We start from the raw sequence: 13,898 nt of genomic DNA, 5'->3' as shown, positions 1-13,898 counted from the left end.
TCTGAGTTCCAGGACGAAGGCCACCGCCTCACAGCGGTGGCCTTCGTCGTTCTATCGCATCCGTCAAACGAATGTTGCCGCGATGCGCTATCATTGCCAACGGTTCGTGTCCGACAAAACCCCGGGCGCGCCACGCATCATCCCGCAGGCCAGCGCGCCTGCAGCTATAGCGCCACATGGCCCTCAAAAGGGGTCGGGCGGCTTGACCGGTCCTCCTCATCCGGAAGGACGATGTTTCCTAACACCCCCAAAGGGAAACCCCGAACAACCGAGACTTCTGCCAGTGGTACATCCTCCTATGACTCATTTGAAAGGGTTCGACCTGCTCGCCCTTGGCTTCATGACGTTCGCGCTTTTTCTCGGCGCGGGTAACATCATCTTTCCTCCCAGTGCCGGCATGGCGGCGGGCGAACACGTATGGAGCGCGGCTTTCGGCTTCCTCCTTACCGGTGTCGGCCTGCCGTTGCTGACGGTGGTCGCCCTGGCCCGGGTCGGAGGCGGTATTGGCCGCCTGACCCAGCCGATCGGGCGGCGCGCGGGAGTGGCGTTCGCCATCGCCGTCTATCTTGCCATCGGCCCGCTGTTCGCCACCCCGCGTACAGCCGTGGTGTCCTTCGAGATGGGCGTCGCACCCTTCACCGGGGACGGCGGCGTGCCGTTGCTCGTCTATACCGTCGCTTACTTCTCCGTGGTTCTGTTCCTGGTGCTGAACCCGGGTCGCCTTGTCGACCGGGTCGGAAAGGTCATCACGCCGGTGCTGCTGTCGGCCCTGCTGGTCCTTGGCGGCGCGGCGATCTTCGCGCCGGCGGGAGAGATCGGCAGCAGTTCCGGCGAGTACCAGAGCGCGCCCCTGGTGCAGGGCTTCCTGCAGGGCTACCTGACCATGGATACCCTCGGTGCGCTGGTCTTCGGTATCGTCATCGCCACCGCCATTCGCGACCGCGGCATCAGCGACAGCCGGCTGGTCACGCGCTATTCCATGATCGCCGGGGTCATCGCCGCCACCGGCCTGTCCCTGGTCTACCTGGCGCTGTTCTATCTTGGCGCCACCAGCCAGGGCATCGCCGGCGACGCCCAGAATGGCGTACAGATCCTCACCGCCTATGTGCAGCAGACCTTTGGCGTTTCCGGCAGCCTGTTGCTGGCGGTGGTCATCACCCTGGCCTGCCTGACCACGGCGGTAGGGCTGATCACGGCGTGCGGCGAGTTCTTCAGCGACCTGCTGCCGGTTTCGTACAAGACGGTGGTGATCGTGTTCTCGCTGTTCAGCCTGCTGGTCGCCAACCAGGGACTGACCCAGTTGATCAGCCTTTCGGTACCGGTTCTGGTGGGACTCTATCCGCTCGCCATCGTGCTGATCGCCCTGAGCCTGTTCGACCGGCTCTGGGTGTCGGCCCCGCGGGTGTTCGTGCCGGTGATGATCGTCGCGCTGCTCTTCGGCATCGTCGACGGGCTGGGGGCGGCCAAGCTGAACGGGTGGGTGCCGGACGTCTTCGCCAAGCTTCCGCTCGCCGATCAGAGCCTTGGCTGGCTGCTGCCGGTATCCATTGCGCTGGTCCTGGCAGTCGTTTGCGATCGGCTGCTGGGCAAGCCGCGCGAAGCGGTCGCCTGAGACGTCAGGCGAACCCCAGGAAGGCCGCCTCCGGGCGGCCTTTTTCATGAGCCGACGAAAGTCGTGTCCTGGCCGCGGCGAGCGGCGTCCCAACGGCGCGAAACAACGGCGGGGCGATTCCCGGCCGGCTCAAGAGGGAGTTTTCATGACCGCCGAACTCGGCATTTTCAACGGGCACCTGCTGCAACACCTGCTGGCGGCGCTCTGGTTCCTGTTCTGCTGGGTGGGCTACACCCGCTACGCCACCTGGAAGGGTCGCGACACCGCCTGCCTGGCCAGCGTCCTGCACCTCTACCGGGAGGACTGGATGCGCCGGTTGCTGCTGCGCGACAACCGTATCGCCGACGCCAGCGTGATCGGTAACCTGGAGCGTAACGCGTCGTTCTTCGCCTCCAGCACGCTGATCATCCTCGCCGGCATCCTCACCCTGCTGGGCTCCACCGATCGCGCCGTCTCGGTACTGGCCGACCTGCCGTTCGTGGAGGAGGCCAGCCGGGGACTATCGGAACTGAAGCTGCTGTGCCTGGCAGTGGTCTTCGTCTATGCCTTCTTCACCTTCAGCTGGTGCATGCGCCAATACAACTTCGCGGCGATCCTGGTCGGCTCGGCACCGATGATCGGCGAGCGCAACGTCGGCGAGCTGGAGCGCAAATCCTTTGCCGAGCGTGCCGCCCGGGTCATCTCGCTGGCGGCCAACCAGTTCAACTTCGGCTTGCGCTCGTACTATTTCGGCCTGGCCATGCTCGCCTGGTTCATCAATTCCTGGTTCTTCATGCTGGTGACGGCCGGCGTGGTGCTGGTCCTGTATCGCCGCGAATTCCATTCGGACGTGCTGGAGGTGATGGTCTACACCGAGACCGCAATCGCCGAAAGCCCGCGGGAAGGCGAGGGCGAGGTGCCCAGGGGCTGAATCCCGGGCATGAAAAAGCCCGCTTGCGCGGGCTCTTTCAGGGTACGTCAACGAGAACTTATTGCTGGTTCTGTTGCGGTTGCTCCGGAGTCGGTGCCGGAGTCTGCGGGGTTGCCGGAGTGTCGCTCGACGGCGCCGGGGCGCTGGGCTCGGCAGGGGGAGTAGCCGGAGCGCTCGGCTGGGTCTCGGTAGCCGGAGCTGCCGGGGCCGCTGCCTTGTCTTCCTCTTTCTTGTCGCAAGCGGCCAGGCCAAGGCTGGCAGCGAGCAGCAGGGCAAGAGTTACGGTCTTTTTCATCGTTTAGCCTCCATGTGCGGCTTTCCTCGTTGTAGCCCTTTGAACATTTGCGCTGGCGTGAAGTTCCACACACTTCGACTATTTCGATCGTTATGTCCAAAACCCCGGCTGCCGGGGCTTTGGCGGCAGGGTATGATTCGCCCTCCAGAAAACTCCCAGCAAGGTCGCCGTCATGTCGGAAAATCCTCTCCTCGAGCGCGCCCGGCGCTTTCTCTCGGCCTTGCGTCATTGCCAGGTGCTGGGGTTGACGGTCGAGGCCGCCGACGAGAAAGGACTGACCCTGCGCCTGCCCTACAGCCAGGCGATCATCGGCAACCCGGAAAGCGGGGTCGTCCACGGCGGCGCGATCACCACCCTGATGGACACCACCTGTGGTATTTCCACGGTCTGCGTGCTGCCGGACTTCGAGATCTGCCCGACGCTCGACCTGCGCATCGACTACATGCATCCCGCCGAACCGCACAAGGATGTCTATGGCTTCGCCGAGTGCTACCGGGTCACGCCGAACGTGATCTTCACCCGCGGCTTCGCCTACCAGGACGATCCAGGCCAGCCCATCGCCCATGTCGTCGGCGCTTTCATGCGCATGGGCGGTTCGGCCCGCGCCGGGGCGGCCAGGCCGGCCGCGCAGGGAGGTGCGGCATGAGCCCGACCAGCCTCGAGCAACTGGTCCGCGACGCGCGTCGGAACAACGACTACAGCCCGCTGGTGGAGCTGATCCCGTACGCCAAGCTGCTCGGCATCGAATGCCTGCGCCTGGGCGACGACATGGTCTTCCGCCTGCCGGCGAACAAGGACAACATCGGCAACCCGACCCTGCCGGCCATCCATGGCGGCGTGATCGCCGGCTTCATGGAGCATGCGGCGATGTTGCACCTGCTGACCTTCATGAGCATTCCGCACCTGCCGAAGATCATCGATTTCTCCATCGATTACCTGCGTGCCGGGCACTTCCGCGATACCTACGCGCAATGCCAGGTCTGGCGCCAGGGGCGACGGGTGGCGAACGTCGCGATCAACGCCTGGCAGACCACCCAGGGCGAGCCCATCGCCACCGCGCGGGCGCATTTCAAGGTGGACGAGCCGTGAGCCGTACGCTGCGGAAAGTGGGCTGAGGATATCGCGATGGATGCCTTGCTGATTCTGGGCGGCCTGCTGCTGATGGTCGCCGGCTATATCTGGGTCATCGTCCTGGCCTTCGGTACCGGTCTGCTGTGGGGTTACGGCAGCCTTTTCCCGCCGGTGGCGCTGGCCTATATCGGCGTGCACTGGCGTACGGCGCGCAAGGGCGTCGGGCTGGCCGCGCTGGGTTGCATCCCGCTGGTGGTCGGCCTGGCGCTGCTGGCCAGTCACGACGCTGCGCGGCTGGAGGCGATCCTCAGCCTGCGCTGGCTGAAACCGGAGGCCAGGCCGCCGGCGGAACTGGCCATCGCGCTCAGCGGGGAGTTCAACGGCAAGCCTTTCGCGCCGCAGAGCGGCGAGTTGATTGGCGGCGTGCTGAGCCTGCGCCAGGGGCACGATTTCTACGCCCAGCGCGAGCTGCAGATCCGCCTTCCGGCACAGCCGCTCGGGGCGCTGCGCCTGGATGTGCTGCCCGAGGACGGCGGCGCGTTGCCAGAAGTCGAGCTGAGCTGGCTGCAACCGGATCAGGACCTGCCCGAGGCGCGTCGTCTCCTGCGTGGCTATACCTTGCACCTGGACCTGCGGCCCAAGGCGCCGAACCGCCTGGAGGGCGAGTTCCACCTGAGCCTGCCGAGCGACTACCGGACCACCCTCAGCGGCCACGTCGAGCTGTATACCGACCGGCTGCGCTATCGGCACGGCAAGGTCGACCTGGGCTACGACTCCGACGATACCCTGGCCCTGGTCTTGCGCGATTATCTGCAGCGACGTTTCGCCAGCCGCGACGTCAGCCTCGTGCGGGCGCCGTCCTGGCGCGCGGCCAGCCATGCGCGGCCGCTGCGTATCGAGGCCCTGGTGGCCGGCCAGGCTCAGGTGCTGGAGCTGACGCTGGAGAAGAACGCCCGGCGGGAGTGGACGGTGCGCGGCGACGCGTTCCCCGCCTTGCCGGCGGAGCCTGCGACCGTGGCCGCGGCGGCGGCGCCGCCCGAGCCGCAGGCGCTGCCGGCGCCGGGTAACGCCACCCTCGACCTGGAGCTGGTCCAGGTCGAACCGCAGCGCTACAGCCAGCGCCTGGTCAAGGCCACTACGGTACGCGGGCGTATCGCCGAGGGCCGTTTCACCGGCCTCGACAGCGAGGGGCGCCTGGTGATCCGCCGGGAAATGCCCGGTGCGGGGGAGGCGAGCTACCTGTTGCGCCCGGCGGAGATCGCCCGTCTCGAACTGCTCGAACGCTAGTCGTCGCACGATGGTGCGCGGTTTTTTCGCATAAGCGCTTGAAAAGCCGGAAGAAGGCCCCACCTAGGGGACATCCGCCGTGGTACGCGGCTTATGTCATTGATGGAGCTTGGAGCGATGAGCGTGGAAACCCAAAAAGAGACACTGGGCTTTCAGACTGAAGTGAAGCAACTGCTTCACCTGATGATTCATTCTCTCTATTCGAACAAGGAAATCTTCCTCCGCGAACTGATTTCCAACGCCTCGGACGCCGCCGACAAGCTGCGTTTCGAAGCCCTGGCCAATCCCGAGCTGCTCGAGGGCGGCGCCGAGCTGAAGATCCGCGTCAGCTTCGACAAGGAAGCCAACACCGTCACCCTGGAAGACAACGGCATCGGCATGAGCCGCGAGGATGTGGTGACTCACCTGGGCACCATCGCCAAGTCCGGGACCGCCGACTTCCTGAAGAACTTGTCTGGCGACCAGAAGAAGGATTCGCACCTGATCGGCCAGTTCGGCGTCGGTTTCTACAGCGCCTTCATCGTCGCCGACAAGGTCGATGTCTACTCCCGTCGCGCCGGCCAGCCGGCCAGCGAAGGGGTGCACTGGTCGTCGAAGGGCGAGGGCGAGTTCGACGTCGCTACCATCGACAAGCCCGAGCGCGGTACCCGCATCGTCCTCCACCTGAAAAAGGGCGAGGAGGAGTTCGCCGATGGCTGGCGCCTGCGCAACGTGATCAAGAAATACTCCGATCACATCGCTTTGCCGATCGAGCTGCCCAAGGAGTTCCACGGCGAAGAGGCCGACAAGCCGGCCGAGCCGGAATGGGAAACGGTCAACCGCGCCAGCGCGCTGTGGACCCGTCCGCGCGCCGAGGTGAAGGACGAGGAATACCAGGAGTTCTACAAGCACGTCGCCCATGACTTCGAGAACCCGCTGAGCTGGAGCCACAACAAGGTCGAAGGCAAGCTGGAATACACCTCGCTGCTCTACGTGCCGGGCCGCGCGCCGTTCGACCTGTACCATCGCGAAGCGCCGCGGGGCCTGAAGCTGTACGTACAGCGCGTGTTCATCATGGACCAGGCCGACGAGTTCCTGCCGCTGTACCTGCGCTTCATCAAGGGTGTGGTCGACTCCAACGACCTGTCGCTGAACGTCTCCCGGGAAATCCTGCAGAAGGATCCGGTGATCGACTCGATGAAGTCGGCGTTGACCAAGCGCGTGCTGGACATGCTGGAGAAGCTGGCGAAGAACGAGCCGGAGCAGTACAAGACCTTCTGGAAGAACTTCGGCCAGGTCCTCAAGGAAGGCCCGGCGGAAGACTTCGGCAACAAGGATAAGATCGCCGGCCTGCTGCGCTTCGCCTCCACCGGCGACGATTCGGGCGAGCAGAGCGTAGCGCTGGCCGACTACATCGGTCGGATGAAGGAAGGCCAGGACAAGATCTACTACCTCACCGGCGAGAGCTACTCGCAGGTGAAGAACAGCCCGCACCTGGAAGTCTTCCGCAAGAAGGGCATCGAGGTGCTGCTGCTCACCGATCGCATCGACGAGTGGCTGATGAGCTACCTGCCGGAGTTCGACGGCAAGCAGTTCGTCGATGTCGCCCGCGGCGACCTGGACCTAGGCAGCCTGGACTCGGAAGAGGACAAGAAGGCCCAGGAAGAAGTCGCCAAGAGCAAGGAAGGCCTGATCGAGCGCCTGAAGAAGGTGCTCGACGAGCAGGTCAGCGAAGTCCGCGTTTCCCACCGCCTGACCGATTCGCCGGCGATCCTCGCCATCGGCGAACAGGACCTTGGCCTGCAGATGCGCCAGATCCTCGAGGCCAGCGGGCAGAAAGTGCCGGACTCGAAGCCGATCTTCGAGATCAACCCGCAGCATCCGCTGATCGAGAAGCTGGATGCGGAGCCGGACGAGGACCGCTTCGGCGAGCTGTCGCATATTCTCTTCGACCAGGCCGCCCTGGCCGCGGGGGACAGCCTCAAGGATCCGGGCGCCTACGTACGCCGACTGAACAAGCTGCTGGTGGAGCTGTCCGCTTAAGCAGTAGCCCCGACAAAGCCCGCTTCGGCGGGCTTTGTCTTTTCCAACTCTCGCAGGAGCAGTACCCATGAGTGAGATTCGTGTAGAGCCGGTCGCCTACGACATCGATGGGCAGCCGTACGAAGGTCAACTGGTGTACGACGCCAGCCACGCGGGGCCGCGCCCGGGCCTGCTGATGGCGCCGAACTGGATGGGCGTGAGCGCCGCCGCGCTGGACATCGCCCGGCAGGTCGCCGGCCGTGGGCACGTGGTGCTGGTGGCGGACCTCTACGGCAGGGACGTGCGTCCGCAGAACGGCGACGAGGCGGGCGCGGCGATGATGCCGCTGAAGAACGACCGGGCCCTGCTGCGCAAGCGCATGCAGGCAGCGCTGGCGGCCTTGCGCGGACAGGCGCTCGCGGCTGTCGATACGACCCGCCAGGCTGCCTTCGGTTTCTGCTTCGGCGGTTGCTGCGCGCTGGAGCTGGCTCGCGACGGCGCCGAGCTGAAGGCCTTCGTGTCCTTCCATGGCACCCTGGATACGCCGGACCCGGCGCATGCCAGGAACATCAAGGGCGCGGTACTGGTCCTCGACGGTGCCTCCGATCCGCTGGTGCCGCGCGAGCAGTTGCCGGCCTTCGCCAGGGAGATGACCGATGCCGGCGTCGACTGGCAGCTCACCAGCTACGGCGGCGCGGTGCATTCCTTCACCGATCCGAACGCCAAGCTGCCGGGCAAGATGCACTATGACGCCAGGACCTCCCGGCGTGCCTTCCAGGCGATGGACGACCTGCTGGCGGAAGTCTTCGCCTGAGACCGCCGGCTCACTCGCGCATGGCGAAGCAATGCCTGGCCTCGGGGAAGCGCCGTTCGCGCACGTCCTCGGCGAAGCGCCGGGCCGCCTCGTCGATTTCCCGGTCGAGGCGCGCGTAGCGTTCGACGAAGCGCGGTACCTGTTCGCCGCTTAGCCCGAGCAGGTCCTCGCTGACCAGTACCTGGCCGTCGCAGGCCGGCGAGGCGCCGATACCGATGCAGGGGACCGCCAGTTCTTCGCTAAGGCGACGGGCCAGCGGCTCGCCTACGCCTTCGATGACCACCGCGAAGGCGCCGCCGCGCTGCATGGCGAGGCCGTCGCGGCGTACCCGTTCTGCGCTTTCCGGGTCACGCCCCTGGGCCTTGAAGCCGCCCATGGCGTTGACCTGCTGCGGCATCAGGCCGATATGGGCGAGCACCGGTATGCCACGGCGTACCAGGAAGTCCACGGTTTCTTCCATTTCCTCACCGCCTTCCAGCTTCACCGCCTGGGCGCCGCTGTCGGCCAGCAGGCGTGCGGCGTTGCGGAACGCCTGTCGGGGCGATTCCTGGTAGCTGGCGAACGGCAAGTCGGCCACCACGCAGGCGCGCCGGCTGCCGCGCATCACCGCCAGGGTGTGGGCGACCATCATCTCCAGGCTCACTCCCAGGGTGCTGGGCATGCCATAGAGCACCATGCCCAGCGAATCGCCGACCAGCAGCAGGTCGGCATGCGGATCGAGGAGGCGGGCCATGGGCGTGCTGTAGGCGGTCAGCGCCACCAGGCTGCCGGCACCCTTGCGGCGCTGGATATCGGGAACGGACAGGCGATGTTGCGGGCGATGACTGCTCATGGCGTGGCTCCGGTTTGTCTATGGGGAGCCACACGCTAACATCGGCCACGCACCGCTCACTCGACGGATGGGGACAACCGATGCCGCAAACGGGACAAGAACGCGACCTGCCGCGATTCCGCAGCCTGCCCTGCGCGGTGTACCTGCGCGCCTTCGAGATGCCCGCCGGGCACCGGGTGGAGATGCACGACCACCCCTGGGGCCAACTGATGTACGCCGCCAGCGGCACCTTGCGCGCCAGCACCGAGCGGCACAGCTATCTGGTGCCGGCGCAGCGGGCGCTGTGGATTCCGCCGGGCGTCCGGCACGCCGCGGAGGCTTGCAACCCTGTGCTGTTCCGCAGTCTCTACCTGGATCGTTCGCTGCCCGGCGGTTGCCGGGTACTGGAGGTGTCCGGCCTGCTGCGCGAACTGTTGCTGCGGGCGGCGGAGTTTCCCCGTGAATATCCGCCGGGTGGCGAGGCCGAGCGTCTCATGCAGGTGGTCGCCGATGAGGTCGGGCGCCTTCGCGAGGCGCCGCTGAACCTGCCGTTGCCTGGCGACCCGCGCTTGCGCCGGATCACCGACGCGCTACAGGCGGATCCCGCCGATCCGCGCGGCATCTCGGATTGGGCGGGACTGGTGGGGGCGTCCCGACGGACCCTGGCGCGGTTGTTCCGCGAGCAGACCCAGTTGTCGTTTCGCGAGTGGCGCCAGCGCCTGCGTCTGCTCAACGCGGTCGCCGCGCTGGAGGAGGGCGCCAGCGTGACGCGGGTGGCCAGCGACCTTGGCTACGACTCCACCTCTGCGTTCATCAGCCTGTTCCAGCGTCATTTCGGCCAGACCCCCGGTTGCTTCGCCCGCTCCCTGCGCTTGCCCAACTGAGCCGCATGCTTCAGGGCGCCGCCTGTCGGCGCAGGCTTGCCGCCTTGGCCGCGAGGTCCGGCCAGGCGGGCTTGCCGGCGAAACGCTCGCGCAGGTAGTTGGCCAGGGCGGCGACTTGCCGGTCGTCGAGGCTGTGGCGGAAGCCGGGCATATAGCCGAGGTCGCCGGTGGCCGGGCTGTGGATGCCGTCGAGGATGATCCGCAGCAGGTTGTCCGGGCTGTCCGCATGCACATTGCTGTTCAGCGCCAGGGATGGACGCACGCCGAAGAAGCGCGGTCCGTCGCCGTCATGGTGGCAGGCCAGGCAGGCCCCGGCGAACAGGCGCGCGCCGCTGCCGCTGGGCGGTTGCACGCGGCCGTAGCCCTGCCGGTCGAGGCGTTGCGCCTGTTGCTGATCGGTTTCCCCGGCCGGGGCAGCGGCGTAGGACGCAAGGTAATGGGCCAGGGCCCGCAGGTCCTCGTCCGACTGCTTGGCCAGGCCTTCGCCGACCACTGGCGCCATCGGCCCGCTGGCGACCCCGTGGTAGGCCGAATAGCCGTGGCGGAGGTAGGCGTAGAGGGCCTCCTCGCTCCAGGCGATGGGCGCCGGCGAACTGGCGTTCAAGGCTGGCGCGGTCCAGCCCTCCGCCTCGCCGCCGGCGAAGTGCGCGCTGCCGGACTTTTCCGCGCCGAGCGCATTGCGCGGCGAGTGGCAGGCGCTGCAATGGCCGAGGCCTTCGGCGAGATAGGCGCCGCGGTTCCATTGCTGGTTGCGCGTCGGCTCGTCGCGGTAGGCGCCGGGCTCCAGGAACAGCAGGTTCCAGCCGGCCATCAGCTGGCGTTGGTCGAAGGGGAACGGCAGCTGGTTGGCAGGCGTTTCGCTGTGCACCGCCGGCTGGCTCATCAGGTAGGCGTACAGGGCCTTCAGGTCTTCGTCGCGAGTCCTGGTGAAGGCGGTGTAAGGGAACGCCGGATACAGGTAGCTGCCGTCGCGGGCCACGCCATGCCGCATGGCCCGCTCGAAGGCGGGGTAGGACCAGCCACCGATGCCGCTCGCGCGATCCGGCGTGAGGTTGCTGCTGTAGATCGTCCCGAACGGCGTCGGCAAGGCCCGTCCGCCGGCGTTGCGCGGGCCGCCTTCGCGAGTGTGGCAGACCGCGCAGTCGCCGAGGGCGGCGAGGCGTTCGCCGCGGGCGATCTGCTCGGCGCTGAAGGGACCGGGTGTGCCTTCCAGTGGCCCGATGGCCGGTTGCCAGGCGTAGCCGAGGGCGATGGCGGCGAGCGCGACGAGGCTGCCGGAGGCCCAGAGGCCGATGCGTGTTGCCTTCTTCATCTGTCAGTCATCCACTGCGCGGGGCGCCGCGGCGCCCCGGGGAAAAGGATCAGGCCTGCGCGCTGCGCAGCGCCGCGAGTACGCGTTCCGGAGTGAACGGCACCTGTCGCAGGCGCGCCCCGGTAGCGTCGAAGATCGCATTGGCGATGGCCGCGGCGCTGGGCACCGAGGCTGACTCGCCAGCGCCCATCGGTGGCTGCTCGGGGCGGTCGAGCAGCAGTACGTCGATCTCCGGCAGTTCGGGGAAGCCGAGGATCGGGTAGCCGCCCCATTCCAGGCTGGTGACGCCACGGCGGTCGAAGGTGGCGAACTCCTTGAGTACCCGGCTGGTGGACTGGATGACGTTGCCGTGGACCTGGTGCCTGACCCCATCGGGATTGACCATCTGCCCGCAGTCATGGGCGACCCAGACCTTGGCGACGCGCACCGCGCCGTTCTCCGGGTTCACCTCGACGTCGACGATCCAGGCGGCCCAGGCGGCGCCGAAACCGGGAAACTTGCTGTGGAAGTAGCGCGCATAGGCGAAGCCGCGTCCCTTCAGCAAGCCGTCCCGGCGCGCCTCTGGGTTGGGGGAGGTGCGTGGCTGCCAGCCGGCGCGGGCGACCAGGGCGTCGATCAGCGCCAGGGCGCGCTGGTCGTCCAGGTAGCGGCGGCGGAAGGCGATGGGGTCGATGCCGGCCAGGTGCGCCAGTTCGTCGACGTAGGACTCATGGGCGAACACGTTCGGCAGCGCCGAGACGCCGCGCATCCAGGACGCGCGGACGATAGGGGCGGCGTCGTTGGCCACCACCCGCATCCGCGGGTAGCGGTATTGCGGGATCGCGGTGCGGTCGCCCATGTCGGCCACCTGCGGGGTGGCCGGGATCCGCCCGGTGAGGAGCAGGGCCAGGGTCGGCGCGCCGTTGGAGGGGTAGCAGGTGGCGAAGTCGTAGGCCGCCACCCGGCCTTGCTCGTCGAGGCCGCCGCGGACCTCGATCAGTTGCGCGGTGCCTTTCGGTTCCCAGCCATGTTCCTGTTCGCGCATCAGTTGTACCCGCACCGGCCGGCCCACTGCCTGCGCCAGGAGCACGGCGTCGGCGCTGACGTCGTCGGCGCCGTTGCGTCCGTAGCAGCCGGCGGCTTCCATGCGAATCACCTCGATGTCCCCGGTCTCGCGCTGCAGCAGCCTGGCCAGGTCGTTGCGCAGGTCGTGCGGGTTCTGCGTGCCGGACCAGACGCGAGCGCGCTGCGCATCGACCTCGGCGAGGGCGCAGGAAGGGCCGATGGAGGCGTGCAACTGGTAGGGCCAGACATAGGTGGCCGACAGCGGCCGGGCGATGCCCGCGAGGTGCTGCTCGAGACCGGGTGAGTCGTGCAGCGTGCGTGGCTTCTTCGGATGCCGGCGAAGCGTGTCCTCGAGCCGGTCGGGTTCCAGCGGCGGCAGGCCCTGCCAGTCCTTCCAGCGCACCTTGAGCTGGCGCGCGGCGCGGATCGCCTGCTCCTCGCGTTCGCAGACCACGCCGACGAAGTCGCCGATCACGACCACCTTGACCAGCCCCGGCAGCCCGGCGACCGAGCTTTCGTCCACCGCCAGCAGGCCGCTGCCGAGCGGGGCGCTGACATCCGCGCCGGTATAGGGCGGGCGTACCACTCGCCCATGCAGCATGCCGGGCAAGCGCATGTCGTGGACATAGGTCAGTTGACCGGTCAGCTTCGCCGGGATGTCCACCCGACGCACCGGCTTGCCGACCAGACGGTACTCGCTGCGCGGCTTGAGCGGCGCCTTGCCGTCGATGTTCAGGTTGAAGCGCTGGCCTCGCAGCAACTCGCCGTAGCCGATCCGTCGCTGCGGATTGGCGGCGGCGAAGACCTGGCCGTTTTCGCTGCGCAGGCTGTCCGGATGCACCGGGAAATGGCTTCCGGCCTGGCGCAGGAGGAAGCGCCGGGCTTCGGCGGCGGCCTGGCGCAGCGGCACGGCGCTGACCTGGATGCTGGCGCTGGCGATGGTCGGCCCCTGGTCCGGTGTACGACGGGTGTCGCCGAGGATCATCTCGACCTGCTCGAACGCGACGTCCAACTCTTCGGCGACGATCTGCGCCAGTGCCGTGCGGATGCCGGTACCAAGGTCGACGTGGCCGCAGAAGGCGGTGACCTTGCCGTCCGCGGCAATGGCGATGAACGAGTCGACCTGGTCCAGCGGCAGGTCGGTGGCGCCCTGCTCGGCAAGGGCGAGCAGCGGGGCGGGCAGGTTGACGGTGACCAGCAGCAGGCCGCCGGCCTTGAGGAAGCCGCGTCGCGAGGGATTGGCCAGGCTCATGCCGGGTGCTCCTCCTGATGCTCCTTCAGGCTCTCGGCGGCACGCCGCACGGCCTTGAGAATCTCCACATGGGTGCCGCAGCGACACAGGTTGTAGGCCAATTCCTGGCGGATCTCGCCGTCGCTGGGGTTCGGGTTGCGATCCAGCAACGCCTTGGCGGTCATCACCATGCCGTTGATGCAGTAGCCGCATTGGGCGGCCTGTTCGTCGATGAAGGCCTGTTGCAGCGGATGGGGATGGGCGGCATCGCCGAGTCCTTCGAGGGTAACCACCCGGCGGCCTACGGCGGCCTCCACCGGGGTGATGCAGGAGCGGGTGGCGACGCCATCCATCAGCACGGTGCAGGCGCCGCACTCGCCGAGGCCGCAGCCGAACTTGGGACCGTTCAGTTGCAGGTCGTTGCGCAGGACATAGAGCAGGGGGGTATCGGGGGCGACATCGAGGCGCAGGGACTGACCGTTGACGGTCAGGGCAAGGGCATCGCTCATGGCGGTTTCTCCCCATGCCGGCGGCATGGCTGTTCATCAGGCGGATATCCCGTCAGCCGTGCCTGGTAGCATGCGGCTATGCGGGAATTTGTTTGTATACAAACATGTTATGAACGC

Annotated in this window: 13 protein-coding genes; 8 read left to right on the top strand and 5 right to left on the bottom strand. The window is 67.2% G+C overall.

What is annotated here, in order from left to right; translation table 11 throughout:
- The first annotated feature begins 298 nt into the window (after positions 1-298).
- Entirely contained in the window at positions 299-1,612 is a 1,314-nt protein-coding gene (brnQ, locus tag HMPREF3014_RS09095) for a branched-chain amino acid transport system II carrier protein (protein ID WP_003120443.1), read from the top strand.
- A gap of 145 nt (positions 1,613-1,757) precedes the next feature.
- Positions 1,758-2,522, top strand: a complete 765-nt coding sequence (locus tag HMPREF3014_RS09090; protein ID WP_003106486.1) for a DUF599 domain-containing protein — start codon at positions 1,758-1,760, stop codon at positions 2,520-2,522.
- 58 nt (positions 2,523-2,580) lie between these two features.
- Here HMPREF3014_RS09090 and HMPREF3014_RS09085 read toward each other — a convergent pair whose 3' ends face one another.
- The gene (locus HMPREF3014_RS09085; RefSeq protein ID WP_003087435.1) at positions 2,581-2,817 is read right to left on the bottom strand and encodes a hypothetical protein; all 237 of its coding nucleotides are present in this window, start codon (positions 2,815-2,817) and stop codon (positions 2,581-2,583) included.
- 172 nt (positions 2,818-2,989) lie between these two features.
- Here HMPREF3014_RS09085 and HMPREF3014_RS09080 point away from each other — a divergent pair, with 172 nt between their 5' ends.
- The 5 genes from HMPREF3014_RS09080 to HMPREF3014_RS09060 all read left to right on the top strand — a co-directional run bounded on the left by HMPREF3014_RS09080 (position 2,990) and on the right by HMPREF3014_RS09060 (position 7,990).
- A complete protein-coding gene (locus tag HMPREF3014_RS09080) occupies positions 2,990-3,463 on the top strand; it encodes a PaaI family thioesterase (RefSeq protein ID WP_003106488.1) in 474 nt (157 codons plus the stop codon).
- A complete protein-coding gene (locus HMPREF3014_RS09075; protein WP_003087441.1) occupies positions 3,460-3,906 on the top strand; it encodes a PaaI family thioesterase in 447 nt (148 codons plus the stop codon). The genes HMPREF3014_RS09080 and HMPREF3014_RS09075 overlap by 4 nt, the downstream gene beginning before the upstream one ends.
- A 36-nt stretch (positions 3,907-3,942) precedes the next feature.
- Positions 3,943-5,175, top strand: a complete 1,233-nt coding sequence (locus tag HMPREF3014_RS09070; protein WP_003117757.1) for an MFS transporter — start codon at positions 3,943-3,945, stop codon at positions 5,173-5,175.
- A 117-nt stretch (positions 5,176-5,292) separates the two neighbouring features.
- Positions 5,293-7,197: a molecular chaperone HtpG gene (gene htpG, locus HMPREF3014_RS09065; protein WP_004349034.1), complete on the top strand. Its 1,905-nt coding sequence runs from the start codon at positions 5,293-5,295 to the stop codon at positions 7,195-7,197.
- A gap of 67 nt (positions 7,198-7,264) precedes the next feature.
- Positions 7,265-7,990 carry a dienelactone hydrolase family protein gene (locus HMPREF3014_RS09060; RefSeq protein ID WP_003114260.1) on the top strand — a complete coding sequence of 242 codons (726 nt, stop codon included), beginning with the start codon at positions 7,265-7,267 and terminating at the stop codon, positions 7,988-7,990.
- Between the two features lie 10 nt (positions 7,991-8,000).
- On the opposite strand, the gene panB is transcribed toward HMPREF3014_RS09060, so the two are convergent.
- Positions 8,001-8,822 (bottom strand): 3-methyl-2-oxobutanoate hydroxymethyltransferase, encoded by an 822-nt coding sequence (gene panB, locus HMPREF3014_RS09055; RefSeq protein ID WP_023087599.1) that lies wholly within the window; start codon positions 8,820-8,822, stop codon positions 8,001-8,003.
- A gap of 80 nt (positions 8,823-8,902) precedes the next feature.
- Between panB and HMPREF3014_RS09050 the strand changes: the two genes are divergently transcribed.
- A complete protein-coding gene (locus HMPREF3014_RS09050; RefSeq protein ID WP_003097919.1) occupies positions 8,903-9,685 on the top strand; it encodes an AraC family transcriptional regulator in 783 nt (260 codons plus the stop codon).
- 10 nt (positions 9,686-9,695) lie between these two features.
- Here the strand turns inward: HMPREF3014_RS09050 and HMPREF3014_RS09045 are convergent, their stop codons facing one another.
- From HMPREF3014_RS09045 to HMPREF3014_RS09035, 3 genes are read right to left on the bottom strand one after another with little or no spacing between them, the layout of a single operon-like run.
- Entirely contained in the window at positions 9,696-10,997 is a 1,302-nt protein-coding gene (locus tag HMPREF3014_RS09045) for a cytochrome c (RefSeq protein ID WP_003117755.1), read from the bottom strand.
- A 49-nt stretch (positions 10,998-11,046) separates the two neighbouring features.
- Positions 11,047-13,293 (bottom strand): xanthine dehydrogenase family protein molybdopterin-binding subunit, encoded by a 2,247-nt coding sequence (locus HMPREF3014_RS09040; RefSeq protein ID WP_003120440.1) that lies wholly within the window; start codon positions 13,291-13,293, stop codon positions 11,047-11,049.
- Complete coding sequence (locus HMPREF3014_RS09035; protein ID WP_003097907.1) at positions 13,290-13,781, bottom strand: (2Fe-2S)-binding protein; 492 nt, start codon at positions 13,779-13,781, stop codon at positions 13,290-13,292. The genes HMPREF3014_RS09040 and HMPREF3014_RS09035 overlap by 4 nt, the downstream gene beginning before the upstream one ends.
- Between the last annotated feature and the right edge of the window lie 117 nt (positions 13,782-13,898).

It is taken from the genome of Pseudomonas sp. HMSC065H01 (assembly GCF_001815235.1).
Classification (GTDB): Bacteria; Pseudomonadota; Gammaproteobacteria; order Pseudomonadales; family Pseudomonadaceae; genus Pseudomonas; species Pseudomonas aeruginosa.
Note: the sequence above shows the minus strand (reverse complement) of the source record. Positions and strands in the feature narration are given on the sequence as shown.